Raw genomic sequence first — 24,517 nt, 5'->3', positions numbered from 1 at the left:
ATATTTTATCTTAGTATTTTCTGAATTATTTCCAAAGAAATAATTCAGAAAATACGGAAAAATATCGTAATTATTTGTAGAAGTCTGTTATAATATACAGAAATGAAAACGCTTTAAAGGGAGGCTATAAACAATATGATGATGAATGTACCGCTAACAATTAGTTCTATGATGGAAAGAGCAGAGAAACTGTTTTCGAAGAAAGAAATTGTTTCACGGACACATGATACAGTTACGACGTTAACGTATAAGCAGTTAGGTGAAAGGACGAGAAGACTTTCAAGTTCGCTAAAAAAATTAGGAATTAAAGAAGGCGAGCGTATAGGAACGTTAGCGTGGAATCATCATCGACATGTGGAAGCGTATTTTGCTATTCCTGGTATTGCTTCCGTTTTACACACAATTAATATTCGTTTATCTCCTCAACATATTTCATACATTATTCAGCACGCAGAAGATCGAATTCTACTTATAGATGAAGATCTCGTACCACTTGTTGAAAATATTCAATCACAATTATCAACTGTACAAGCCTACATTATTATGACTGATAAAGATGAACTTCCCAATACTACGCTAGAACCTGTATATCATTATGAAAAGCTATTAGAAGAAGGCGATCCAACTTTCCAATTTGTAAAAGATATTGATGAAAATACACCGGCTGGTATGTGTTATACGTCAGCGACTACAGGAAACCCAAAAGGTGTTGTATATACGCATCGTAGTACTGTATTGCATTGTATGGCACTCGGTTTAGCCGATACAGCTGCTTTATCGGAAAGTGATGCGGCTATGGCAATTGTACCGATGTTCCATGTGAATGCTTGGGGGCTTCCTTTTGCAGCTACTTGGTTTGGAACTAAACAAGTTCTGCCAGGACCAATGTTTACTCCAAAAATTTTATTAGAGATGATTCAAGCTGAAAAAGTAACGATAGCAGCAGGTGTGCCGACAATTTGGCTCGGTGTATTACAAGAGTTAGAAAATAATAGTTACGATTTATCTAGTATAACGAGAATATTATGCGGTGGTGCTGCTGCACCGAAAAGCGTTATTAAAGCATTTGAGCAAAAATATAATGTTCCTTTCGTACATGCATATGGTATGACTGAAACAAGCCCGCTCGTAACACTTGCACGTTTAAAAAGTTATGAAACAGAATTATCATATGAAGAGCAATTAGAAATCCGCTCAAAACAAGGATATCTTGTCCCTGGTGTAGAGATGAAAGTAGTCGGTACAAACGGTGAAGTGAAGTGGGATGGTACTGAGATGGGAGAGTTATGTTTACGAGCACCTTGGATCGCTGAAAGCTATTATAACGATGATCGTACTGTCGAAGGATTCCGAGACGGTTGGTTATATACTGGTGATGTTGTTACAGTTGATGAGGAAGGCTGCGTGAAAATTGTTGATCGTACGAAAGATGTTATTAAAAGCGGGGGAGAATGGATTTCTTCAGTGGATCTTGAAAATGCTTTAATGGCACATGATGCTATATTTGAAGCGGCTGTCGTTGCAATTCCTCATCCGCAGTGGCAAGAACGCCCAGTTGCCTGCGTTGTTCAAAAGAAAAATAGTACGGTTACAAAAGAAGAAATATATGAGTTTTTAAAACCGCAGTTTGCGAAGTGGTGGTTACCAGATGATATTGTATTTATGGAAGAAATACCGAAAACATCTGTTGGGAAGTTTTTAAAACAGGCACTTCGAAAAGAACTTGAGCATTTGCATAAAGAGAAATAATTGAATTTACATTTGTAAACTTATGAGGAAATAAGGTTGACAAAGAGTGAATAGAAAGATAATATAACTCCTATAATATGTTACCTAAAATCCATTTCAAGTTTACAAATAGGAGAAGCAAATATGAATACAAAAAACTTAGTTTTCGTCGCTTTATTTAGTTCTATTATGGGAGTGTTAGGGTTAATACCTCCAATTGCTCTTGCTATTACACCAGTCCCAATTACATTACAATCACTCGGTGTTATGCTTGCTGGTGGGTTGTTAGGCTCACGTCTTGGTGCGTTAAGTCAGCTTATTTTCTTACTTATAGTTGGAGTTGGAGCACCATTACTTGCTGGTGGGCGCGGGGGACCAGGTGTATTTGTTGGGCCAAGTGCAGGATATTTACTTGGTTATATCGTTGGAGCGTTTGTCATTGGTTATTTAATTGAGCGTTTACGTGAAGTTTCTATAATAAAGGTATTATGTATTAATATAATTGGTGGTATTTTCGTAGTTTATGTATTTGGTATTATTGTACAAGCTTTCTTTATGGATGTTTCTATATGGCAGACGATGAAAGTAAGTGCCGTATTTTTACCAGGTGATTGCATAAAGGCGACTATAGCAGCGATTCTTGTGACAAGATTACATGGCTCATTGAAACATATTATTACGCCTGCTTTGAAGAATAAAAAAATTACAAATGCAGGGTAAGAAAAAGGAGAAACACGTTACTTGCGTGTTTCTTTTTATTATTTTGTAAAGAAAGGAAATCTCATATGGGGATTACAAAAGAATATAAAAAGTATGCCTCTTTACAACCAAATAAAATAGCGATTAAAGAAAATGATAGAGTATTAACATATAAAGAATGGTTTGAGTCAGTGTGTAAAGTAGCAAACTGGTTGAATGAAAAAGAATCGCAGAATAAAACGATAGCAATTTTATTAGAGAATAGTATGGAATTTTTACAACTATTTGCTGGTTCTGCTATGGTTGGATGGATTTGTGTGCCGCTAGATATAAAATGGAAACGAGATGAACTTAAAGAAAGAATAGCGATTAGTAAACCAGATATTATTGTGGCGGAGCAGTATAGGCTTAGTGATATATCGTGCGAAGAAGGAAGGATTATTGAGATTGAAGAATGGAAAGAAATGATTGAGAACTATCTTCCTGCATATCATTCTGTAGAAAATGTACAAAACGCTCCTTTTTATATGGGATTTACATCAGGATCGACTGGAAAAGCAAAAGCGTTTTTACGTGCTCAACAGTCGTGGGTACATAGTTTTGATTGTAATGTACATGATTTTTATATGAAAAAGGAAGATTCTATTTTAATAGCTGGGACGCTTGTTCATTCTCTTTTCTTATACGGGGCAATAAGTGCATTGTTTTTAGGGCAAACGGTACACATAATGAGAAAGTTTGTACCAGTTCAAGTGCTATCTAGTATAAGGGTAGAGAATATTTCTGTAATGTATACAGTTCCTACAATGCTTGAGTCTTTGTATAAAGAAAATAAAGTAATTGAAAGTGAAATGAAAATTATTTCGTCAGGAGCGAAATGGGAAGCTGAAGCAAAAAAGAAGATGAAGAATGTGTTTCCTTATGCAAAAAGATATGAGTTTTATGGTGCGTCTGAGCTAAGCTTTGTAACGGCATTGGTTGATGAAGAGAGTGAAAGAAAACCGAATTCAGTAGGGAAACCTTGTCATAATGTACAAGTTCGAATATGTAATGAAGCAGGAGAAGAAGTACAGACAGGTGAGATAGGAACTGTGTATGTGAAAAGTGATCAATTTTTTATGGGCTATGTATCGGACGGAGCTATAATCCCGCAATTGTCCGAAGGTGGCTGGATGACAGTGCAGGATGTGGGCTACCAAGATGAAGAAGGCTTTATATATATTGTTGGTAGAGAGAAGAATATGATTTTATTTGGAGGAATTAATATTTATCCAGAAGAAATAGAAAGGGTATTACAGACACATCCAGCTGTTGAAGAAATAGTTGTGGTTGGTGTAGAAGATAGTTACTGGGGTGAAAAGCCTGTCGCTATCGTAAAAGGAAGTGCTACAAAGCAACAATTAAAGAGTTTTTGCTTACAACGATTATCATCTTTTAAAATACCGAAAGAATGGTACTTTGTTGATGAAATACCTTATACAAATAGCGGGAAAATAGCTCGCAATGCAGCAAAAAATATGATTGAAAACCGGGAGAAGATATATGAATAGAGCGGTTATTGTAGAAGCGAAAAGAACACCTATTGGTAAGAAAAATGGGATGTTGAAAGATTATGAAGTTCAGCAATTAGTAACGCCGCTTCTTACGTTTTTAAGTAAAGGAATTGAGAGAGAAATAGACGATGTCATATTAGGGAATATTGTGGGGCCGGGAGGGAATGTTGCAAGATTATCTGCTTTAGCGGCAGGACTTGGTTATCATATTCCTGGTGTAACGATTGATAGGCAATGCGGCGCTGGATTGGAAGCGATTCGCACCGCATGTCATTTCATTCAAGGCGGCGCAGGTAATTGTTATATTGCAGGAGGAGTAGAGAGTACAAGTACATCACCTTTTCAAAATAGAGCGCGATTTTCACCAGAAACAATTGGTGATCCAGATATGGGATTAGCGGCTGAGTATGTTGCAGAGCAATATAACATAACAAAAGAGATGCAAGATGAATATGCTTGTCTTAGCTATAAAAGAACGCTGCAAGCATTAGAAAAAGGATATATACAAGAAGAGATATTACCTCATTATTTTAATGGATTATTAGATGAATCTATAAAACGAGAAATGAATTATGAAAGAATGATTAAAAGAACAAAGCCCGCATTTTTGAAAAATGGTACAGTAACGGCAGGTAATTCGTGCGGTGTAAATGATGGAGCATGTGCTGTTCTTGTAATGGAAGAGGGGCAAGCCCGAAAATTAGGATACAAGCCTGTACTTCGTTTCGTTCGTAGTGCTGTAGTTGGCGTGGATCCCAATCTTCCAGGGACTGGTCCGATATTTGCGGTGAACAAATTATTAAACGAAATGAATATGAAAGTAGAGGACATCGATTATTTTGAAATAAATGAAGCATTTGCTTCAAAAATTGTTGCTTGTGCAAAGGAGTTACAAATTCCTTTTGGAAAATTAAATGTAAATGGTGGAGCAATTGCGCTCGGTCATCCGTACGGTGCATCTGGAGCTATGCTTGTGACACGTTTGTTTTATCAAGCACAAAGAGAGCATATGAAATATGGAATTACGACGTTAGGAATTGGTGGTGGAATAGGGCTTGCGCTATTATTTGAGAAAGTAGAAAACTAGAAAGGGACTAGTTTTCTACTTTTTGAGGAATATAAGCATTACTACCAGGTTTTGCTTTTATTTCATTCCAAGCAGCGATAGCATCAGCTTTTGATTTCCCTTTGTTATTTGGATCTTCGAAAAAGTCGCGAGTGAAACGATTGTATTCAAACTGCGCGCTGATAGTTGTTTTGTATGTAGGATCTTTTTTTCGTTCGTTTTCTTCATACCAAAACGTTATCGCGTCTTCATATGTTTTTCCAACATTCTCTTTTAAAAATTTTTGAAGAGCTACTGTAAAGCGGAAGTTTGCTCCGATTTTTTCTTTGAAAAAAGAACGAACATCTTCGCTACAGCGGTGATTGTTAGTAATAATCGTTTGAAGAGAAAGTTCTTTATAAGAGAGGGAAGCTTTACTCACCTTTTGACTAGAGCTGTTTTTTAATATTTTACCAGTATGTAAATAATGTGAGATACGCTCGGTTATTTCAATCTTAGAGCCACTAGCTGACAAACCATGCTCACGACAAAATGTTTGGAGTTCTGCTTTTAACCAATAAAAGTTTTGGAAATCTTCAAGTGATATAGACTTTGTTAAAGGTGGACGCATAGATGTAACAACTTCTTTCTTCCATAATTTTCTTTAATTATAAAACATATGTTCTTTTTGTGGAAGGATTAATTTGTAAATATAACGGGAAGAGGAGATTAAATATGGAAAGTGTAATGCAAGTTCGTGTTACGGGAATTTTAATTGAAGATGAAAAAGTATTGCTAGTAAAGCAAAAAGTTGCTAATAGCAATTGGTCTTTACCTGGGGGAAGGGTAGAGAATGGTGAAACGTTAGAAGCAGCGATGATTCGAGAAATGAGAGAAGAAACCGGATTAGAAGTTAAAATTAAGAGACTACTCTATGTTTGTGATAAACCAGATGCTAGTCCATCTTTATTACATATTACGTAAAGGATTGAAGGTGAAATTACGCTACCATTTGTACATCATGAATTTGATCTTAATCCAATTCATGATGTACAAATGGTAGCGATAGAAGAATTGAGTAGATATGGTTTTTCTGAGAAGTTCATTAAACTTGCATCTGAAAAGTTCTTGAACGCAGGAAGTTATCAAGGGTTAAAACAAAATATTGGTTTGTAAACATAAGAGGAGGCTGTTCTAAAATAACAGCCTCCTCTTACTCTATAAGTTGTGTTTATTGTCGTATTTTGTTGGGAAATCGATATTTCTTATAGAATCGTTCATATAATTTCATTTACTGTACTACTGTGCACGAAGCAGAAAAGAGAAGTGGATGTCACACAGTTCAATGACATCCACTTTATAAAATAATCTACACTGCTGACTGTAAAGAAGAAACAAGTTGATTTAAAAACTCATCCCCACTCATAATTGCTTTTCCACCGCCGCGAGCATTCTTTTTATTTCCGCCACCTTTTCCTTCAATAGAAGGGAGGGCATCTTTTAAAAGAGCATTCATATCGAGTGTCACTGCTTTACCACAAGCGAGAATACATTGTCATTTGTCCTCATTTTCAATAACGAAGTATGTAATTGCATGTTCTTGTTGTTCTGTAATAATAGCAGACAGTTTTACGATTTCTTGCATGGAACGATTTGTAAATACTTTAGAAATAAGTATTCCAGCGTATATTTCTGCAGGTTGTTGTAATAGTTCATTTGCTTCTACAAATAATAGTTTTTCATTCATTGCTTGTACTGCCTTTTCTTTTTCTTTTTGAGAGGTAAGAAGTTGTGCTACTTTTGCTGGAATATCAGTGTCGCTACTGTTCAATTGTTTAGAAACATCTTTCATAATTTGTTGCTGTTGTCCCATTAATTTAAGAGATCGCCAACCAGCGATAAATGTTAAGCGTATACCACCTTTATTGCGCTCCCATCCTAGTACTTGAATAGGGCCTACTTCACCTGTATGTTTCGGGTGTGTTCCACCACAACCGTTGTAGTCATAGTTTTCGATGATAACAACCCGTATATTTTCTGTCATAGTTGGTTCTTTGCGAAGGGGTAATGCTTTGGCCTCTTCTAAGTTCATCCATTTAATACGAATAGGGTGGTTTTCAAAAACAATTTGATTAGCAATTTGTGCGGTCTTCTCAACAGTTTCTGTAGAAAGATTGGCAGTTTCTAAATCAATGGTTATAGTTTCTTTTCCAAGATGGAACCCGATCGTCGGTATGTTAAAGTGATCCCAAAAAGCAGCGGATAAAATGTGCTGAGCCGTATGTTGTTGCATATGGTCAAAACGGCGCTCCCAATCTATTTTACCCTCTACTTCTTCCGTATGTAATTGTTCTACTATGAAATGGCGAATTTCTCCATCTACTTCTTCAACGTTACTTACCGGAACACCATTTAAAGTTCCAGTGTCATGTGGTTGTCCGCCGCCTGTTGGATAAAATGCAGTTTCATTTAAGACAACATATAAGTTTCCTTCTGTATCATGCTCTTGTTTTATAACTTTAGTTGTAAAGGTTTGCTGATAAGCATCGTTGTAATATAATTTTTGCTCCAATTGTCTTTCCCCTTTCGTGTTAGCTAGTTTCATTGTAAAGCAATTGAAATTAGTTTCCTAATATTTCAGAAGAAAGAAGCTATTTTTAGAATTTTCTTGCTATAATAAGAAGAAAATGCGGGGGGAATGAAAATGCCATATGAAAACGGCGTAGATAAGTTGCTTAGTTTAAGCAGAAATATTTCCGAATTATATCGAGAATTAAATGAGATGACCCGGATTTTAACGGATTGTAATCGAGAAAGTGTGAAATTTGATCGGTTATATGTAAAGGAGTTACTTTGGAAAAAAGAAGATGTCATAGAGAAGTATGAACAATTACTCGTCCAGCTTTGTGTTAATGAATGCTTTGATTTAAAAAGTGTAATTACTGGCGAATATAAGTATACATATGAAGAGGTAGAAAGTATTGTTTTAGAATTTAATGAAAAGTATAACGTAGCTATTTTAATTAAAGATGTTTGTAAGGAATTACAGTTTACATACGGAATTGATATGGAAATAACGAGAACAGCTCGGGTATAAACATCTCAAGTATAGAAAAAGGAAAAAGAAAGCAGATCCTTTGCTTTCTTTTTTTATGTAGGAAAAGGGAGAGTAGGTTTAAAGATGAAGGGGAAGTTACAAAATATTCATCCACTTGGAATGAGTATCATTATAGGGACATTATTTGCTAGGTTTGCAACTTCAATGAGTATTCCTTTTTTAGCGATTTATTTAACGACTGTTAAAGACGTATCGGCTGGAATGACCGGTGCTATCATTGGAACGAGTGCGCTTATTGGAGTGTTTGCTAGTTTTATTGGAGGCAATTTATCGGATCGATTTGGTCGAAAGATGATTATAATATGGTCCATGATCGTTTGGGTGTTTGTATTTATAGGATTTTCAGTTGCAGATCATGTTTTGAGTTTCTTTCTATTAAACGCTTTGAATGGATTATGTCGTTCTTTTTTTGAACCGACATCAAGAGCTTTATTATCAGATTTAACGAAACCAGAGTATCGTTTACTCGTATATAATTTGCGTTACGGTGCAATAAATGTTGGAGTAGCGATGGGTCCACTTGTTGGATTACAGATTGGAAGTGCAAAATCAACGATTCCTTTTTTAGTAGCCGCTGGAGTGTACATTTTATATACAGTTATATTAGCGTTTCAATTTAAGAAATATCCACTTGATAAAAAGAAAGTAACTACAGAAAATCCGGTCACAATGTTAAGTGCGGTTCGGATTTTGCGAAAAGACATAGTATTTTTAGTTGCTTTAGTCGGGATTATTTTGAGTAATAGTGGTTTTTCACATTTAACGACGACACTATCTCAATATTTTGCAAACGCACATATATTTCAAGATGGAGTAAAGTTGTTCTCATATATGCTAACTTTAAATGCGGTTACAGTAGTAGTTATTCAATACCCTGTTATTCAAATGTGTAAAAAGTATACGCCGTTAGCATCTATTATGGTTGGAACGTTATTTGTGAGCGGGGGATTGTTTGGATTTGGACTAGTAGAATCTATGTTAGGGGCTGCTATATGTACAATTATTTTTACATTCGGAGAAGTATTAATGTTTTCAATGACAGATGTATTTATTGATGAGATAGCTGTTTCACATTTGAAAGGGACATATTTTGGAGCTATGGGCTTTTCAGGAATTGGAGTAGTAATTGGTCCTTGGTTTGGCGGGATACTTCTCGATCATTATGGATATCAAAATGGCTTTATAGTATTTTTAACATTAGCTATATTTTCAAGCATAGCGTTCCCAGTTCTTTTAGTGACAAAAGGTTTAATGAAAAAAAGATATATTAGAAATTCTAAAATAGAAATACATGCGAAATAACATGAGCCCGAGCAAACTAAAAGGTTGCTCGGGCTTATATTTATATCAATCGTTAATTCGAAAAAAGACTTTCTCTTCATGCTTATTGGCAACTTCGTTTTTGGAAATATGAATGGCTAAATATCCATTCTCTAAACAGGCTAGCATCTTGTTATAAATGATATTAGTAGGTAAAGGAACAATCCGCTGTAAAGAAGTGTTTTTATAAAGTATACAAATGTTTAGGCCTGTCTCCATCTTTTTAATGAGTACATTTTGTGCAGTTGCATTTGGTACATCTGTTTCCAAAATGTATTCTTGCTCTGTTTCACAAAGGTCAATATGAATTTGATTTGGAAAACTAAAGTTACTACAAGAATCAGAACAAAATTGATCCATCCATTCTTCGAAACCATCAACATGAAAAAGACAATCCTTCTTTTTCTTGCCCATGAAAGACACCCTCCGTAAAATCTCAATTCATACTATGTTATGCATGAATGAAATAGAGGTGAAGAACAAATAGAAAAATATAAACATTTTATGTGAAAGATACAGTGTGTGTGAATACTTTTGCTTTACATATCATGATGTGCATGATTTTTTTGACGTGAATGATTACGATTTTTAACTTTGTGAGATCCACTTAAAGGTTCGGGCTGTCCAGAAGATTGCCCTTTTTTCTCGTTTTGACGATTAGATTGATTATTGTTTTTACCCATTGTATTTTACACCTCCTCTCCCTATTTAGAATGAGAGAAGTTTGCGAATTTATACGAGAATGTTTTTTGAGAAACGGGTAAAGATAAGTAGGACTAACTCATATAGGAAGGGGAAAGTGTTATGCCATATCATAAAGATAAGCAACAGGCTTTTCAGGCTGCGCAGCAAGGGGTTGTTCAAGCGGAAAATATATTCAATAATATTGTGAAAAATGACCCGAATTACGGCCATGATTTAAAAGAGTTACGCCAAGAAGTGCAAGAGGCGTACGAACAGATTCAAAATGCACTTGAAGTAGCATCAGAAACGCAGCGTCCACAACTTGAGCAATATGAAAGTAATCTCCAAAATATGATGCGAAATGTAGATCAAATAGAAAAGTGAAAAAGGTTGTTGTGAATTCAACAACCTCATTACTTTTAGTGCTACTATGCTGAAACGAAAAATTATTCTATCAATTTTTTCTTTAATTTGTGCAGTACATATATTTCAAGTGGACAAAGTGGAAGCTAAAATGTTGTTAAGAAAAGAGCTAGAGCCAACTGGCTATGTAACATGGGAAGTGCCAAATAATGAAAAAATTATCGCAATTACATTTGATGATGGACCGGACCCAACTTATACACCGCAAGTATTAGAGTTATTACGTCAATATAAAGCGGAAGCGACTTTTTTTATGATTGGCTTTCGAGTTCAGCGTAATCCGTACTTAGTAAAGCAAGTGTTGAAAGAAGGGCATGAAATCGGAAATCATACGATGAATCATTTGTATGCGAGTAATTCATCAGATGAAAAGTTAGAACATGATATTTTAAATGGAAAGCAATATTTTGAAAAATGGGTGAAAGAACCTTTATTGTTCCGTCCACCAGGTGGATATATTAATGATGCTGTATTTACTACGGCAAAAAGAGCTGGGTATCAAATTGTTCTATGGTCATGGCATCAAGACCCTCGTGATTGGGCGAATCCAGGTACAGAATCCATAGTCAATCATGTTGTGAAAAATGCTAAAAGTGGAGATATTGTACTGTTGCACGATGGAGGAAGTGATCGTAGTCAAACAGTGGCGGCATTAGCAAAAATTTTACCTGAGCTGAAAAAGCAGGGTTATCGATTTGTAACAGTTTCGGATTTGTTACGTTATAAACATTAGAGAAAATCCCAAAAGGTATACCTTTTGGGATTTTTCGTTACTGATTCTTTTTTCGTTTTTTATTATTTTGTCGCTCTGCCGGAGTTAAAGGTTCATTTGCGAACTCTTCATTATAGCCAGTTCCTTGCCCTTGGGCGGATGCAGCATTCATTCCTGAAATAATATGATTGGCTTTTCGTTTACCCATTTTCTCACCTCTATAATGTTTTTTATAGACGAACCATGAGTCGTTCATAGCATATATGAACGTAAAGTAAAACGCTGAAAGAGTGCTTTACTTTATAGTAATAGTATTAATAAAGAGCATGGACACTATTCAAATTTAGAAAGATAAAGAAAACTTATGATAATCCATAAGTTTCTTATTATTTACTTATTTAGAAAGTTGTAATAAGATATTATCGTAAGGTATTGAAAAGTTTGTCTACATTTTATATTCAGACAAATTAGTCACGTTTAACAGGGGGAAACATAATGGTCAAACATAATCCATTTCAATCACGTGCAACTTTTGAACTAGATGGAAAGACGTATCATTATTATCAATTGAAAGCGCTTGAAAACGCAGGGGTTGGCAACGTATCTCAATTACCATATTCCGTGAAAGTTTTACTTGAATCTGTACTTCGTCAAGTAGACGGATGCGTAATTACAGAAGAACACGTTACAAATTTAGCGAAATGGGGAACGAAAGATGTTCAAGATATCGATGTTCCGTTTAAACCATCTCGCGTAATCTTACAAGACTTCACAGGTGTTCCAGCTGTTGTAGATTTGGCTTCGCTTCGTAAAGCAATGGCAGATATGGGCGGAGATCCTGATAAAATTAATCCAGAAATTACTGTAGACCTTGTAATTGACCACTCTGTACAGGTTGATAGAGCGGGGACAGCGGACTCGCTTGCATTCAACATGGACTTAGAGTTTAAACGTAATGAAGAACGTTATAAATTTTTAAGCTGGGCACAGAAATCATTTGATAACTACCGTGCAGTTCCACCAGCAACAGGTATTGTACACCAAGTAAATCTTGAATATTTGGCACCGGTTGTTCATGCGGTGAAAAATGCTGAAGGTGACTTAGTTGCATACCCAGATTCATTAGTTGGAACTGACTCACATACAACAATGATTAATGGTATTGGTGTTCTTGGATGGGGCGTTGGTGGTATTGAAGCAGAAGCAGGAATGCTTGGACAGCCTTCATATTTCCCAGTACCTGAAGTAATCGGTGTGAAATTAACTGGTACACTTCCAAGTGGTACAACAGCAACTGATGTTGCATTAAAAGTAACACAAGTGTTACGTCAAAAAGGTGTAGTTGGTAAATTTGTTGAGTTCTTCGGTAGTGGACTAAAGAGCATGCCTTTAGCTGACCGTGCAACAATTTCAAATATGGCACCAGAATACGGTGCAACTTGTGGATTCTTCCCAATCGACGATATTTCATTAGAATACTTACGTTTAACAGGTAGAGATGAAGAGCAAATTCGCGTTGTTGAAGAATATTGTAAAGCAAACGGTTTATTCTATACAGCAGATAGTAAAGATCCAATCTATACTGATCTTGTTGAAATTGATTTAAATACAATCGAATCTAACCTTTCTGGACCGAAACGTCCGCAAGATTTAATCCCGCTTTCAAATATGAAAGAGGAGTTCCATAAAGCTGTTGTAGCACCAGTTGGAACACAAGGACTTGGATTCAATGAGCAAGAGTTTGATAAAGAAGTGAAAGTTACATTGAAAAATCAAGAAGTAACGATGAAAACAGGTGGAATTGCAATCGCTGCAATTACAAGCTGTACAAATACGTCAAATCCGTACGTGTTAATTGGAGCAGGGTTAGTTGCGAAGAAAGCAATTGAAAAAGGACTTAAAGTACCTGGTTACGTAAAAACATCGTTAGCACCAGGATCTAAAGTTGTTACAGAGTACTTAGATAAGTCTGGCTTAACAACGTATTTAGATCAATTAGGTTTCCAAACAGTTGGTTACGGCTGTACGACTTGTATCGGTAACTCTGGTCCATTAGCAGAGGAATTAGAAGAAGCAATCGCAGCAAATGATTTATTAGTAACATCTGTTTTATCTGGTAACCGTAACTTTGAAGGTCGTATTCATCCACTTGTAAAAGCAAACTACTTAGCATCACCACCACTTGTTGTGGCATATGCACTTGCAGGTACTGTTGATATTGACCTGAAAAATGATGAAATCGGTAAAGATGTAAATGGTAATGCTGTTTACTTTAATGATATTTGGCCAGCAGCTAAAGAAATTGAAGATGTAGTTCAAAGTGTTGTTACATCTGAATTGTTCAAAAAAGAATATGCGCAAGTATTTAACAGCAATGAGCGCTGGAATGAAATCCAAACTTCAAATGAAGCTTTATATACTTGGGATAATGATTCAACATACATTCAAAACCCACCGTTCTTCGAAGGATTATCTAAAGAGCCGGGTGAAGTTGAAACGTTATCAGGTTTACGCATAGTTGGTAAATTTGGTGATTCTGTAACGACAGACCACATTTCACCAGCAGGTTCAATTGGTAAGCACACGCCAGCTGGACGTTATTTACTAGAAAACGGCGTACAACCAGTCGACTTTAACTCTTACGGTTCTCGTCGTGGTAACCATGAAGTTATGATGCGTGGTACATTTGCAAACATCCGTATTAAAAACCAAATCGCACCAGGAACAGAAGGCGGATATACAACATATTGGCCAACTGGTGAAGTAACATCTATCTATGATGCTGCGATGAAGTATAAAGAAGATGGCACAGGCCTTCTAGTTGTTGCTGGTAAAGACTACGGTATGGGAAGTTCTCGTGACTGGGCTGCGAAAGGTACAAACTTATTAGGTATTAAAGCAGTAATCGCAGAAAGCTTCGAGCGTATTCACCGCAGTAACTTAGTGTTAATGGGCGTATTACCATTACAATTTAAAGATGGCGACAGTGCTGAAACATTAGGTCTTGTTGGTGACGAGTCATTTGAAATTCAAATTGACAAAACGGTTAGACCACGCGATCTTGTAAAAGTAGTTGCAATCGATGCAGAAGGAAAAGAGAAGCAATTTGAAGTAGTAGCTCGTTTCGATAGTGAAGTTGAAATTGACTACTACCGTCACGGTGGTATCTTGCAAATGGTTCTTCGTTCGAAAATCGAAGAGTCAAAAGTATCAAACTAAATAATTGAAATGAATGATAAGGAAGCTAACATTTGTTAGCTTCCTTATTTTATGTACAGAGGGAAAGGGATGAAACCATTTGGTTTCATCCCTTTCCTTTTATTATGCAAAATTGGGGGAATGACAATGAATGAGTATAGAAGAATAATGTTGCCGCTGTTGCAAGAAAAGCTATTGCTAATTAGTGCGATTTGTAGCGGAATAGTAGCTGCCATTTTAAATTTATCCCGTCCGCTATTTATGGGGCTAATTGTAGATAACCTTATTCAGCGGGAGTTAAAAGGTACGTATGTATATATTGCTTTGTTTGCGGGGAGCCGCTTTTTGCTGTGGGTGAACAATCTGTTATTTGATTATGTAAGCTCAAAAGTAAGTCAGCGAATATTACGAGAGAAGCGTATAGATGTATTACGTCATTTTTTCTTATTACCGTTTGAAGAAAGTGAGAAGGTAAAACAAGGGGAGTTAGAAACATTAGTCGGTTCTGATATTCCGAATTGGGTAAGGTTATATGGATCTATATTAATAGAATACATCCACGCCATTGCACAATTTATTGGTGCGTTCATAGCTCTACAACATATCGATGTACAGTTCATATGGTGGATAACCCCGTTTTTATTTTTAAGTGCAATTGTTCCAATGATTATGGGGGAAAAAGTAAGAAATATTGCAAGTATTGCTCAAAAAAATCAATCAAGTGTTGTAGAGATGATGTCACAGTTTGTAAAAGGTATACAAGATTTACGTAGTTTACAAAAAGAAAAATGGGCAATTCATTTGTTTAAAGGAGTGACGGCACAATCTTATAAAACAGAAGTAAGGAAGACGATGATACAACATTGTATTGGGATAGTTGGAACGGTAATAGAAACAGGAGCATATATAGTTGTTCTTATTATAGGAGCAAAAAAAATAATAAAAGGGGATATGGAAGTCGGTTCGCTTGTGGCGGTATTAGCTACAATTGAGATGTTATTTTTCCCTGTTCGTTATGCGAGTGATCTATTGATGATGACACAAGTTGCTATTGCTTCGGCAAATCGAGTTTTTGGCTTTTTAGATATACCGGCTGAATACAGAAATGTAGAAAGAGCGATGGGAATGAAATTAACAAACGTTTCATTTCAAGAGAACGGTGAAGAGAGATGTAGAATTAAAAATATACATTTGCAAATTAATCCTGGCGAACTCGTTATTATTGTGGGGGAAAGTGGTGCAGGAAAAACGACGCTTTTAAAATTAATCATGGGTTTATATAAACCATCTAATGGTAGTATTGCTTATTACGGTAATAAAGCTCGTATGACTACTATATGGCAGGAACCTCGTTTTTTTCGAACGACAGTAAAAGAGAATATGTATTTTGGGGAAGGTGTCTTAGAAAAACAGTTAGAAAAAAATATTGAACTTGTAAATGCGAAGTCAATTATTAGGAGTTTATCTAAAGGGATTCAGACTGTACTACATAAAAGCGGTGAAGAGTTTTCGGGAGGAGCGAGAAAGCGTCTTGCGTTATTGCGAGCGATTGTATCAAATCCGAACCTCATTATTCTAGATGAACCGACTGCGGGATTAGATCTGAGCAATCAAGAAGTGGTTTGGAATATGCTTAAAGGGCTAGGGGGGAATGTAACGAGAATTGTGACGACACATGATGTTGAGAGGGCGATGATAGCGGATCGAGTTGTGGTCATGAAGAATGGAATTGTTGTGGAATGCGGGGATCCTAGAGAATTATTAACGTGTAAGTCATTGTTTAAAGAGATGCTAATAAAAAGATAAGAGCTATATAGCGCTCTTATCTTTATTCACTCTTATTAAGTTGATACGTATAAGACTCAGTATCGTTAGTGCTAAACTCTTTGACTAGAGTAAGGTGATTTGTATCCGGATTATATTTGAAAATTTTGACCGTACGTTCGCTACTTAGTGATGGATTATATTCTTGAATAGCAAATGTATTTTCAGCAATCTGTGTCATATTACTGGTTGAAACGTTTTCTACGGCATCATGATTTGTAGAAATTTCAACAACTCTTTCACCGTTGAAAAATAAAAGAACGATTACTAAAACAACTAAACATATTCGTATATAGCGAAGTTCTTTACTTATAGGGTGTTCTCCCAAAATAATCATCCTTTCTGTAACTATTGTATAGTAGTGGTGGTAGTCATCGTGAAGAAACTAAGAATACCGAGACCAGCTAAAAGGATAAATGAGATTAAAGCGATATAGAGACAAATACGTCCAACTTGCTTTTTTTCGGGATCTTTACTGAAGAGCGAGATGATCCAAGTGATAATCCCGATTGGGGAAAATATAAAACTAAGAATATATAATAGTATTTTTTCAAATAAATTCATAAAAATCCCCCTTTTTGAAAGCTCTACATGTGCAGTTTTCTTCGTATTAGCGCTGCTGTTATGTAGGAAAGTACAGAATAAACAGCACTATAAACAATCCAAGCGTCTAAGTTTTGTAAAGCTAGGTGTATATCAAATCCCGAGACGATAATGAAAAATATAAGTGGAACAGTAAAAGAAATAATAATAGCAGCCCATTTGAATTTATATAGCAAGCCGCTAAAACAAATACATAGTAATGGCAAAGTGAAGAAAACAAAAGTAAAAGGGTTGATAAGTAATTGTAAAATACATATCACCTCGAAAGTTTTGTGTTTATTTCTAATTATATGGTCAACTACCCCCACTGAGATAAAGCGTTTCAGTGGGGGCTTGAGTTAGAACGCTAGGTCTTTTCGTCTATCGCTAGACAGTTGACGCTCTAGAATTCATGCCACCTTATGGTAACACCCCAAGTAAGTTTTTGGTTGGTACTAGAAACGAACAATCGTTTCCCCACTTGCACCACCCTTTCGAAAAAGAGCAGTTCTTCCTTATGGAAGAAGCCACCACTCAGATGAATCCGGCGTGTGCTACAAGCCCCGACAAGTCGAGTACACATGGATGGTTGACGCACCCACTAAGCTATGCGCGAAGCAACAGCCTTACGTGTTTGCACTTCTAATAGAATCGGCGTTTTCACTTTAAGGTTTTCATCCAATTCTACAACTTTTGATTTTTGCAATGTATTCAATGCACCATTAATATCAGCATGGATACATGTTCCTGCTTTACTTTGGTACAGACCACGAGTGATTCGTTTGCCACTAAAGTGATAATGCGTCCTATCCTCCTTAGACCAAACTGGAACCTTATCTTTATCAAGAAAACTAGCTTTTGAAGTATAGCTTTCTTCTTGTTTTAAAAATCGGATGCCTTCTTTTATAAATTTATTCTCAATCGCTGCAATCAGTTTATGAAACGGGATTTGAACAAATTTTTGATTATTCTTTTTTCCCATATCAGATTTTTGTTTCCAACCCGCGTTATACCCTACGACAACCGTATCTATGTTGCATGCTTTCACTTTTTTGAACAACAGGCCTACAGTTTGTGAAATGTAACCATTTATTTGTCGTTCTCGTTTATGCCAAAGTGCAGCCATTTGGTTCGTTACAACACGTTTTGAAAGTCCATTTTCCATATTTTTCAGTTGTAGATTACGTATCATTTTGTTGAAGTATTGGTTAATGGATTTAAGTTTTTTTCCATCAATTAAAAATGTATCACCTGTATTTGTCGCACAACTTACTAATCTGTCTACACCTAAATCGCAACTCAAAGCATTACTAGTAGTCGTGGATGGTTTCTTCATTTGAGAAACGTGCATCTCATATGTGTAATGCACCTCAAAGAACCGACCTTTTTGCTTCGGTACAATCTCAATGTAGGAGATTTTTTTATTTCTTACATTTTTAGGCATACGTATTTTAATGGAACCGAATTTTTTCCTGAATGCAACATTCATTGGAATCATCCAATACCCGTTATCATCCACCTTTGGAACTTGATAGATTTCAATAATTCGTTTGTCAGTTGAACGAGAATAATTCGGAAACTTAGGACGACCTGTGAAGGTTTCTGGTTTTTTCTTCCACTGTTCCAATGCTTTAAAAAAGCTCTTCACTTCTGTAAATAAGGCTCTACGAATGGCTTGAACAGAGTTTGATTGAATGCCCCAGTAGTTCATATCTGTTTGCATGGCAGTGTCCACTTCTTTTACAGTAGCCATCTTGTTATGATTCAAGTAACTTTGTTTAATCGTGTACAATCCAACATTTCGCAATGCTTTTGAACTATGTGACATGCGTTGCAGTAAGCGGAATTCTTTAGCTGTAAGACAAGCTCGTCCGATATTCTGTTTCTGCGTGAATCGTTGCATGGTTTCTCTTTTCTTTTGTTTCCGTAATACTTTCACTGCTTTCTTTCTAACCATTGTTTTCACCACCTTTCGTAGAGAGTTCATTACTTTTGACAAATCAATATTTGAAACGGAACGGAATAAAATTTGAACATGGCCTTCATCGTAATTCCTTTTGCCTCAAGTAACCAAATGATTATTATTATTATCCAATTTCGTTGTCTTACGATATATTCCCTCCTTATCTAGGGGCAGATTATATCGTAAGACAAAAGAAACAAATATTCGCCCCGGGAAAATTGTTATGAACGAAACAAAAGCGTTCAACCTACCTTCTGACGGCAATTCATCTCCACCTGAATTGTTGGGTTTCACCCGTAACACAAATCAGATGGAGTCTTCTTGCCAAAAAGGATAAAAAGGGAAATACTTCATCTTAGTTAAAAATATTCCGACTATTTTGAATGTGAATATTTCCAAGCTTGTCCGTATAAGCTAAAATAAGGTATATAGTATTTTGATGATTATGTTATAAAAAGATAAACACGTTAGGGTGATATAAAATGTGGCGGAAGCTTACCATTATTGTAGTGTTACTTTGTTTAGCGGGATATGCAGCTTATGAACAGTTTGGTAAAGAGGATCAAGTAATGCAAGAAAAGCCTGCCAAAAGTGAAGCTGCTATGAAAGAGATTTTCGCAAGGAACGGTATTGAAATTGGAAAGAGCGCACCAGATTTTGAATTAGCAAAGATAGATGGAACGAATGTAAAGTTATCCGATTTAAAAGGAAAGAAAGTTATTTTAAACTTTTGGGCAACGTGGTGTGGGCCTTGTCAGCAAGAAATGCCTGATATGGAGGCCTTTTATAAAGAACATAAAGAAAACGTAGAAATTTTAGCTATAAACTATACTCCTTCAGAAAAAGGAGGGGGAGAAGAAAAGGTAAGGAACTTCGCTAAAGAAAAAGGAATTACTTTTCCTATTTTATTGGACAAGAACATTGATGTGACAACAGCGTATAAAGTAATTACCATTCCAACTTCTTATTTTATTGATACAGAAGGTGTTATTCAAGATAAGTTTATTGGACCGATGACGCAAAAAGAAATGGAGAAACGGATTGCTAAATTAAAATAACGGTGAAAAGGTGGAGATGGAATATAATCATTTCTGCCTTTTCTTTTTCAAGTAGTGAAAGCTTCGTGATATGATAAAAGAAATATAAATGTTTAGAGATAAAGGAGTGTCTGGAGTGGGGAATGTATCCTTACCGTTAGATTATGTTGTAATTGATTTTGAAACAACAGGATTTAACCCTTATAATGATAAAATTATTCAAGTTGCAGCAGTGAAATATTGTAATCATGAACTAGTAGATCAATTTGTATCGTATGTGAATCCAGAGCGTCCAATTCCGAGCCGAATTACGAGTTTAACAGGTATTACGAATTATCGTGTTTCAGACGCACCAACAATTGCAGAAGTATTGCCTTTGTTTTTGGCATTTCTAGATACAAATATTATCGTGGCACATAATGCTTCTTTTGATATGCGTTTTTTAAAGAGTAATGTAAATATGCTTGGACTACCTGAGCCTAAAAATAACGTTATTGATACTGTGTTTTTAGCGAAAAAATATATGAAGCATGCGCCTAATCACAAACTTGAAACGTTAAAACGAATGCTTGGAATTCGCTTAAGTTCTCATAATGCATTTGACGACTGTATTACGTGTGCGGCTGTTTATCAAAAATGTGCAGCCGTTGAAGAAGAAGGAAAAAGAAAAGCGAATAAGGAAGTACTTGATGAAACAGCGGTATTTGAAGCGGTAAAAGAAATGCTTGTACGAAATAAACGTGATATTGAGTGGATTCGTTGTATGAATGTTGGGAGTTATTTAGATATAAAAGCTTTTTACCCAATTATAAGGTTAAAGGTCAAAGGGCGAAAGAAATATGTGTTAACAGAAAAAATGGAAGACGATGTAAGAGAAATTTGTACGAGCTTAACATACGAGGCAGCATTGAAAAGTGAGATTGGCAACACGAGAATTATGATTGACAGTGTAGAGGACATTTTGAAGCTAGAGAGCTACATTGTAGCAGAATACGATTCTGTATTACGAGCGCTGGATGAATATAGAGCAAATAAAGTAAATGCGGATGAAGAAATTAAAAAATATTTAAATACGATGGTGTAAAAAATCCCATGTGCAATATATGCGCATGGGATTTTTTATCAAAACATAAAATTTTCTTGCAAATCTGATTAAAGAGTTTTTCATTTGCTCATACTATGTAATAAGAAAGCGTAGAAGAAAGGGTGAGCAACATGAGAAGAAGTCGCCGTAGATCGTTTGAAGAACTTGTAAATGAAAATAAACAACAATTATTAAGCGATCGTGATGCAATGGATCGAATTGAAAAACGAATTGAAAAACGTTATGAAATGAAACTTTTTAAGCAGGCTGAATAATTCTTAACACTAGTACGATACTAGTGTTAAGGAGGCGATAGTAATGGGTAATCCGAAAAAGAATTCAAAAGACTTTGCACCAAATCAAATTGGAACACAATCGAAAAAAGCTGGTGGCAATAAAGGGAAGCAAATGCAAGACCAAACTGGCAAACAACCAATTGTTGATAACGGTTAAAAAAAGGAGAATGTCATCATTCTCCTTTTTGTGTGTTTGGATAATATTATAAAAATATTTAAAAAGCTGACTTTCGTCAGCCTTTTTTCGTAATTGTAAAGTTTTCAACGAGTAAACGCCAATTTTGTGGGAATGGTAGACCAATCTTCCAGTAACTAATACCACCAATGCCTTGTTCTTTCATTAAATTGAATTTACTTTGAATAGACCTCGAATCTTCAAACCAAACCTCGTGTTGTACGCCGTTTTCATCAAAGTAATTAAAATGTGGAGCTTGGGCTGTGAAATCATAGCGGATAGGAACATTGTATTTACGAGCAAGTGCAACAGCTGCGACAGAGCTAACTGCTTTTGCGGGTGGATTCCCTTGTTTGAAAGGAAGTTTCCAATCAAATCCATATAAATTTTGCCCCATCATAATTTTTTGTGGGGGCATTTGAGATTTTGCATATTGAAGTACTTCTTTTACAGGACCAATAGGGGAAATCGCCATCGGTGGTCCACCTTGCCAACCCCAGTCGTATGTCATAATGACGACGAAATCAACAATTTGTCCTTGTGCTTTATAATCGTGAGCCTCAAAAAATTTCCCTTTTTGATTTGAGCTCGTTTTCGGTACAAGTGTTGTACTTAATGTGTACCCGCTAGGTAAGCGTGTTTTCACATTTCGTAAAAACCGATTATACGCTTCGCGATCTTCAGGTGCCACACTCTCGAAATCGAAATGAATGTCTCGCATGCCATATTTTTCAGCTGTTTGCAAAATGTTAGTAATAAACTTGTTTTGAATTGTTGCATCGCGTAAAATAACCGAGGTCAGATCGGCACTGAAATTTCCATTTTCAATATTTGTAATAACGAGCATAGGGATGGTGTTACCTTGCGTTGCAATATTAGCGATTTTCGCTGTTTCCGTCGGTTCTTTTAAAGTGCCGTCTCTTTTTGCTTCAAAGCTGAAGTAGGCTAAATATGTTAAAAATGGATTAATAGCACGTGTAGCATTTACTAAACTTTCTTTTATCGGTATTGTTGAAGGCTGTAAATAAGCAATGGATTCTACTGCTCGTTTTGTTCCTTTCGGTATATATAATTGCTGTCCGACATGGAGAATAGATTTTAATGAAAGGTTATTAACTTTAGCTAAACTGGCGAGAGGGACGTTATACGTTTGAGAAATTCGATAAAGGCTGTCACCTGGCTGTACATAATAATTATTGCCTTTTGTATTAACGATAAGTGCCTGACCAACAACGAGTGTTTCAGCTGGATTTAGTCCATTGTCTTTTACAATTTCTTCAGGTGTAGATCCGTACTTTGATGCTAAACCATAAACACTATCACCGTTACGAACAGTTACAATTTGGATCATGTGCTTGCCCCTTTCGGTAAAAGATTCACTGTTTTTATTTTATTTTTGATTCCTCTGTATTATGATTAAATGTATGCAAGGTAGCAGAAGTGAAAGAAGGCGAATAGAAATGTTTGTAGCAGAACATGAAGTTGAAATCCGCTATGCGGAAACAGACCAGATGGGTGTTGTTTACCATTCAAACTATTTAGTGTGGCTGGAACTTGGGCGCACTAAACTTATACAAGAATTAGGATTTTCATATGTTGAAATGGAGAAAGAGGGAATTATTTCTCCTGTATTAGACTTGCAAATTTCATATCGTAAAGCGATGCGTTACGGAGAAAAAGCTATTGTGAAAACGTGGGTTGATACTGTGAGCCCGCTCCGCGTTGTATATGGATATGAAATTTATAATGGTGATGGCGAACTTTGTATTACTGCAAGCACGACGAATATTTGTGCGAAAAAAGAAGGGTTCCGCCCTGTATCATTTAAAAAATTATATCCTGAGTGGTATGCGAAATATGAGGAAATTAAAAAGAAATAAAGTGAAACTTTAATCAGTGGGGGTCTTACTACCCGCAAATAGCGGGATAAAAAAGCGTGGCAGAAGCCACGCTTTTTTATTTTTCATAATTAAATTGAGGGAAATCATCACCGTCGTTAAGTGTAACTAATAAATTATGTCCATCGAAGAACCACTCATCATCGCCTTCAATAAAGAAGTTAATACCTTCTTCTTGAGTTTGAACAGCAGGGTGCGCAGGGGCATCTTTACGAATACCCAAAGAAAGTCCTTTTTGCACAGTACTGCAACCGCCGTATTGTACGAAAAGACGTATTGTTTCACCCGATTGTAAGTTTAATTCGTTTTTATACCATTGTGCTGCTTCTTTTGTTACGGAAAGATTCATGTATAGTTCCTCCAAATTATGTTGCTTTTTCTTTTAGTATAAAAAATAACGCAAAAAGACGCTATTAATATGCTTCACGTTTTCTTTTTGCGTTATGTGGGTTACGATCTTATTTTTGCTTTTTTGAAAAGTTTGCTTTTGGTTCAGTTTTATTTATAATTCGTCCGATATTTGCACGGTGTTTATAAATAACCATACCTGCTAATAAACACATCGCAATAATGAAGATTTTATCCCCGCTAACAATGGATGCAATAACAGCAACGACAGCTGTTATCATAGAAGAAAGTGATACGTATCTTGTTGTAAATAAAAGGCTGAAAAAGACAACAGCTAATATTGCAAAAACAACTGGTGAATAGCATAATAGCACCCCAGCAGAAGTTGCAACTGCTTTCCCCCCGCGGAATTTTGCGAAGATCGGATAGACATGTCCAAGAACAGCGGCTAATCCAAACCATAGTGGGTGAATATCTGACCCAAAAATAATCGGTAGACCTGTTGCTAATGTACCTTTTAAAATGTCAGCAATTGTTACGATAAAACCTGCTTTTTTCCCTAATGTACGGAATGTATTTGTTCCGCCTAGATTACCGCTTCCATGCTCACGAATGTCGATTCCATAACCAATTTTTCCAACGACTAATGCAAATGGAATCGAACCGAGTAGATAGGCAACGATAAATAAAAGATATGTAATAACCATGAGTTCAGTCTCCTTTATACAAATGTGTTGATAAAGGGTAAAAAGAGTTTTTCCCATTTATTGTACCATACATTTGTAAAGAGCACATTTCTTTTTTATAAATGAAAAAGTCATTAATTTTTA

25 protein-coding genes and 2 pseudogenes are annotated in these 24,517 nt (G+C 36.0%); 16 read left to right on the top strand and 11 right to left on the bottom strand.

Annotated features, from left to right (window positions below):
• The first annotated feature begins 135 nt into the window (after positions 1-135).
• From JFT95_RS15325 to JFT95_RS15310, 4 genes are all read left to right on the top strand, one after another.
• The gene (locus JFT95_RS15325; RefSeq protein WP_149190831.1) at positions 136-1,749 is read left to right on the top strand and encodes a long-chain fatty acid--CoA ligase; all 1,614 of its coding nucleotides are present in this window, start codon (positions 136-138) and stop codon (positions 1,747-1,749) included.
• Between the two features lie 123 nt (positions 1,750-1,872).
• Positions 1,873-2,448, top strand: coding sequence for a biotin transporter BioY (locus JFT95_RS15320; RefSeq protein WP_201052727.1), 576 nt, complete (start codon positions 1,873-1,875; stop codon positions 2,446-2,448).
• A 65-nt stretch (positions 2,449-2,513) separates the two neighbouring features.
• Positions 2,514-3,977, top strand: a complete 1,464-nt coding sequence (locus JFT95_RS15315; protein ID WP_201052725.1) for an acyl-CoA synthetase — start codon at positions 2,514-2,516, stop codon at positions 3,975-3,977.
• Positions 3,970-5,067, top strand: a complete 1,098-nt coding sequence (locus JFT95_RS15310; RefSeq protein WP_002142717.1) for an acetyl-CoA C-acyltransferase — start codon at positions 3,970-3,972, stop codon at positions 5,065-5,067. Before JFT95_RS15315 ends, JFT95_RS15310 begins: the two co-directional genes overlap by 8 nt.
• Before the next feature lie 7 nt (positions 5,068-5,074).
• On the opposite strand, the gene JFT95_RS15305 is transcribed toward JFT95_RS15310, so the two are convergent.
• Entirely contained in the window at positions 5,075-5,656 is a 582-nt protein-coding gene (locus tag JFT95_RS15305; protein ID WP_201052723.1) for a DUF6434 domain-containing protein, read from the bottom strand.
• Between the two features lie 104 nt (positions 5,657-5,760).
• Between JFT95_RS15305 and JFT95_RS15300 the strand changes: the two are divergent.
• Positions 5,761-6,201: pseudogene (locus JFT95_RS15300) on the top strand (NUDIX hydrolase).
• Between the two features lie 193 nt (positions 6,202-6,394).
• On the opposite strand, the pseudogene JFT95_RS15295 reads toward JFT95_RS15300, so the two are convergent.
• Positions 6,395-7,597 (bottom strand): annotated as a pseudogene (locus JFT95_RS15295) (alanyl-tRNA editing protein).
• 132 nt (positions 7,598-7,729) lie between these two features.
• Between JFT95_RS15295 and JFT95_RS15290 the strand changes: the two are divergent.
• Positions 7,730-8,122 carry a hypothetical protein gene (locus JFT95_RS15290; RefSeq protein WP_002142711.1) on the top strand — a complete coding sequence of 131 codons (393 nt, stop codon included), beginning with the start codon at positions 7,730-7,732 and terminating at the stop codon, positions 8,120-8,122.
• Between the two features lie 84 nt (positions 8,123-8,206).
• Positions 8,207-9,445 (top strand): MDR family MFS transporter, encoded by a 1,239-nt coding sequence (locus JFT95_RS15285; RefSeq protein WP_061689978.1) that lies wholly within the window; start codon positions 8,207-8,209, stop codon positions 9,443-9,445.
• Positions 9,446-9,490: 45 nt separating this feature from the next.
• Here JFT95_RS15285 and JFT95_RS15280 read toward each other — a convergent pair whose 3' ends face one another.
• Positions 9,491-9,877, bottom strand: coding sequence for an Hsp20/alpha crystallin family protein (locus JFT95_RS15280; RefSeq protein WP_002033545.1), 387 nt, complete (start codon positions 9,875-9,877; stop codon positions 9,491-9,493).
• Between the two features lie 125 nt (positions 9,878-10,002).
• On the bottom strand, positions 10,003-10,146 hold the full coding sequence (locus JFT95_RS15275) for a small acid-soluble spore protein P (RefSeq protein WP_002014281.1): 144 nt from the start codon (positions 10,144-10,146) through the stop codon (positions 10,003-10,005).
• A gap of 121 nt (positions 10,147-10,267) precedes the next feature.
• Between JFT95_RS15275 and JFT95_RS15270 the strand changes: the two genes are divergently transcribed.
• The gene (locus JFT95_RS15270) at positions 10,268-10,531 is read left to right on the top strand and encodes a hypothetical protein (protein WP_201052722.1); all 264 of its coding nucleotides are present in this window, start codon (positions 10,268-10,270) and stop codon (positions 10,529-10,531) included.
• 46 nt (positions 10,532-10,577) lie between these two features.
• On the top strand, positions 10,578-11,303 hold the full coding sequence (gene pdaB, locus JFT95_RS15265; protein ID WP_080683322.1) for a polysaccharide deacetylase family sporulation protein PdaB: 726 nt from the start codon (positions 10,578-10,580) through the stop codon (positions 11,301-11,303).
• Between the two features lie 37 nt (positions 11,304-11,340).
• On the opposite strand, the gene sspO is transcribed toward pdaB, so the two are convergent.
• Complete coding sequence (gene sspO, locus JFT95_RS15260; protein WP_002033549.1) at positions 11,341-11,490, bottom strand: small acid-soluble spore protein O; 150 nt, start codon at positions 11,488-11,490, stop codon at positions 11,341-11,343.
• A gap of 287 nt (positions 11,491-11,777) precedes the next feature.
• Here sspO and acnA point away from each other — a divergent pair, with 287 nt between their 5' ends.
• Entirely contained in the window at positions 11,778-14,501 is a 2,724-nt protein-coding gene (acnA, locus tag JFT95_RS15255; protein ID WP_201052721.1) for an aconitate hydratase AcnA, read from the top strand.
• A 69-nt stretch (positions 14,502-14,570) separates the two neighbouring features.
• Positions 14,571-16,286 (top strand): ABC transporter ATP-binding protein, encoded by a 1,716-nt coding sequence (locus JFT95_RS15250; RefSeq protein ID WP_201052720.1) that lies wholly within the window; start codon positions 14,571-14,573, stop codon positions 16,284-16,286.
• Positions 16,287-16,308: 22 nt separating this feature from the next.
• On the opposite strand, the gene JFT95_RS15245 is transcribed toward JFT95_RS15250, so the two are convergent.
• The 3 genes from JFT95_RS15245 to JFT95_RS15235 form a co-directional block, all read right to left on the bottom strand.
• Positions 16,309-16,641 carry a YmzC family protein gene (locus JFT95_RS15245; protein WP_201052718.1) on the bottom strand — a complete coding sequence of 111 codons (333 nt, stop codon included), beginning with the start codon at positions 16,639-16,641 and terminating at the stop codon, positions 16,309-16,311.
• Between the two features lie 11 nt (positions 16,642-16,652).
• Complete coding sequence (locus JFT95_RS15240) at positions 16,653-16,868, bottom strand: hypothetical protein (protein WP_002121369.1); 216 nt, start codon at positions 16,866-16,868, stop codon at positions 16,653-16,655.
• Positions 16,869-17,487: 619 nt separating this feature from the next.
• Entirely contained in the window at positions 17,488-18,843 is a 1,356-nt protein-coding gene (locus JFT95_RS15235) for an RNA-guided endonuclease TnpB family protein (protein ID WP_201052716.1), read from the bottom strand.
• Between the two features lie 488 nt (positions 18,844-19,331).
• Between JFT95_RS15235 and JFT95_RS15230 the strand changes: the two genes are divergently transcribed.
• From JFT95_RS15230 to sspN, 4 genes are all read left to right on the top strand, one after another.
• Positions 19,332-19,907: a TlpA family protein disulfide reductase gene (locus JFT95_RS15230; protein WP_002190375.1), complete on the top strand. Its 576-nt coding sequence runs from the start codon at positions 19,332-19,334 to the stop codon at positions 19,905-19,907.
• A gap of 115 nt (positions 19,908-20,022) precedes the next feature.
• Entirely contained in the window at positions 20,023-20,970 is a 948-nt protein-coding gene (locus JFT95_RS15225; protein WP_002190374.1) for a 3'-5' exonuclease, read from the top strand.
• A gap of 131 nt (positions 20,971-21,101) precedes the next feature.
• Positions 21,102-21,245 carry an FbpB family small basic protein gene (locus JFT95_RS15220; RefSeq protein ID WP_002014298.1) on the top strand — a complete coding sequence of 48 codons (144 nt, stop codon included), beginning with the start codon at positions 21,102-21,104 and terminating at the stop codon, positions 21,243-21,245.
• Between the two features lie 43 nt (positions 21,246-21,288).
• Positions 21,289-21,423 carry an acid-soluble spore protein SspN gene (gene sspN / locus JFT95_RS15215; protein WP_000527988.1) on the top strand — a complete coding sequence of 45 codons (135 nt, stop codon included), beginning with the start codon at positions 21,289-21,291 and terminating at the stop codon, positions 21,421-21,423.
• A gap of 76 nt (positions 21,424-21,499) precedes the next feature.
• Here the strand turns inward: sspN and JFT95_RS15210 are convergent, their stop codons facing one another.
• Positions 21,500-22,792: a glycoside hydrolase family 18 protein gene (locus JFT95_RS15210; RefSeq protein ID WP_201052713.1), complete on the bottom strand. Its 1,293-nt coding sequence runs from the start codon at positions 22,790-22,792 to the stop codon at positions 21,500-21,502.
• 109 nt (positions 22,793-22,901) lie between these two features.
• Between JFT95_RS15210 and JFT95_RS15205 the strand changes: the two genes are divergently transcribed.
• On the top strand, positions 22,902-23,321 hold the full coding sequence (locus JFT95_RS15205; protein ID WP_002128497.1) for an acyl-CoA thioesterase: 420 nt from the start codon (positions 22,902-22,904) through the stop codon (positions 23,319-23,321).
• A 76-nt stretch (positions 23,322-23,397) separates the two neighbouring features.
• On the opposite strand, the gene JFT95_RS15200 is transcribed toward JFT95_RS15205, so the two are convergent.
• Together JFT95_RS15200 and plsY are read right to left on the bottom strand one after the other, a co-directional pair.
• Positions 23,398-23,688 carry a HesB/YadR/YfhF family protein gene (locus JFT95_RS15200; RefSeq protein WP_201052711.1) on the bottom strand — a complete coding sequence of 97 codons (291 nt, stop codon included), beginning with the start codon at positions 23,686-23,688 and terminating at the stop codon, positions 23,398-23,400.
• Between the two features lie 109 nt (positions 23,689-23,797).
• Complete coding sequence (plsY, locus tag JFT95_RS15195) at positions 23,798-24,394, bottom strand: glycerol-3-phosphate 1-O-acyltransferase PlsY (RefSeq protein ID WP_002014306.1); 597 nt, start codon at positions 24,392-24,394, stop codon at positions 23,798-23,800.
• Between the last annotated feature and the right edge of the window lie 123 nt (positions 24,395-24,517).

Source organism: Bacillus sp. TH17 (assembly GCF_016651125.1).
GTDB lineage: Bacteria > Bacillota > Bacilli > Bacillales > Bacillaceae_G > Bacillus_A > Bacillus_A mycoides.
This window is presented reverse-complemented; position numbering and strand designations above follow the sequence as displayed.

Coding starts and splice junctions, on each gene's coding strand:
- JFT95_RS15325 (WP_149190831.1), top strand. CDS start 136: ATGATGATGAATGTACCGCTAACAATTAGTTCTATGATGGAAAGAGCA.
- JFT95_RS15320 (WP_201052727.1), top strand. CDS start 1,873: ATGAATACAAAAAACTTAGTTTTCGTCGCTTTATTTAGTTCTATTATG.
- JFT95_RS15315 (WP_201052725.1), top strand. CDS start 2,514: ATGGGGATTACAAAAGAATATAAAAAGTATGCCTCTTTACAACCAAAT.
- JFT95_RS15310 (WP_002142717.1), top strand. CDS start 3,970: ATGAATAGAGCGGTTATTGTAGAAGCGAAAAGAACACCTATTGGTAAG.
- JFT95_RS15305 (WP_201052723.1), bottom strand. CDS start 5,656: ATGCGTCCACCTTTAACAAAGTCTATATCACTTGAAGATTTCCAAAAC.
- JFT95_RS15290 (WP_002142711.1), top strand. CDS start 7,730: ATGCCATATGAAAACGGCGTAGATAAGTTGCTTAGTTTAAGCAGAAAT.
- JFT95_RS15285 (WP_061689978.1), top strand. CDS start 8,207: ATGAAGGGGAAGTTACAAAATATTCATCCACTTGGAATGAGTATCATT.
- JFT95_RS15280 (WP_002033545.1), bottom strand. CDS start 9,877: ATGGGCAAGAAAAAGAAGGATTGTCTTTTTCATGTTGATGGTTTCGAA.
- JFT95_RS15275 (WP_002014281.1), bottom strand. CDS start 10,146: ATGGGTAAAAACAATAATCAATCTAATCGTCAAAACGAGAAAAAAGGG.
- JFT95_RS15270 (WP_201052722.1), top strand. CDS start 10,268: ATGCCATATCATAAAGATAAGCAACAGGCTTTTCAGGCTGCGCAGCAA.
- pdaB (WP_080683322.1), top strand. CDS start 10,578: ATGCTGAAACGAAAAATTATTCTATCAATTTTTTCTTTAATTTGTGCA.
- sspO (WP_002033549.1), bottom strand. CDS start 11,490: ATGGGTAAACGAAAAGCCAATCATATTATTTCAGGAATGAATGCTGCA.
- acnA (WP_201052721.1), top strand. CDS start 11,778: ATGGTCAAACATAATCCATTTCAATCACGTGCAACTTTTGAACTAGAT.
- JFT95_RS15250 (WP_201052720.1), top strand. CDS start 14,571: ATGAAACCATTTGGTTTCATCCCTTTCCTTTTATTATGCAAAATTGGG.
- JFT95_RS15245 (WP_201052718.1), bottom strand. CDS start 16,641: ATGATTATTTTGGGAGAACACCCTATAAGTAAAGAACTTCGCTATATA.
- JFT95_RS15240 (WP_002121369.1), bottom strand. CDS start 16,868: ATGAATTTATTTGAAAAAATACTATTATATATTCTTAGTTTTATATTT.
- JFT95_RS15235 (WP_201052716.1), bottom strand. CDS start 18,843: ATGGTTAGAAAGAAAGCAGTGAAAGTATTACGGAAACAAAAGAAAAGA.
- JFT95_RS15230 (WP_002190375.1), top strand. CDS start 19,332: ATGTGGCGGAAGCTTACCATTATTGTAGTGTTACTTTGTTTAGCGGGA.
- JFT95_RS15220 (WP_002014298.1), top strand. CDS start 21,102: ATGAGAAGAAGTCGCCGTAGATCGTTTGAAGAACTTGTAAATGAAAAT.
- sspN (WP_000527988.1), top strand. CDS start 21,289: ATGGGTAATCCGAAAAAGAATTCAAAAGACTTTGCACCAAATCAAATT.
- JFT95_RS15210 (WP_201052713.1), bottom strand. CDS start 22,792: ATGATCCAAATTGTAACTGTTCGTAACGGTGATAGTGTTTATGGTTTA.
- JFT95_RS15205 (WP_002128497.1), top strand. CDS start 22,902: ATGTTTGTAGCAGAACATGAAGTTGAAATCCGCTATGCGGAAACAGAC.
- JFT95_RS15200 (WP_201052711.1), bottom strand. CDS start 23,688: ATGAATCTTTCCGTAACAAAAGAAGCAGCACAATGGTATAAAAACGAA.
- plsY (WP_002014306.1), bottom strand. CDS start 24,394: ATGGTTATTACATATCTTTTATTTATCGTTGCCTATCTACTCGGTTCG.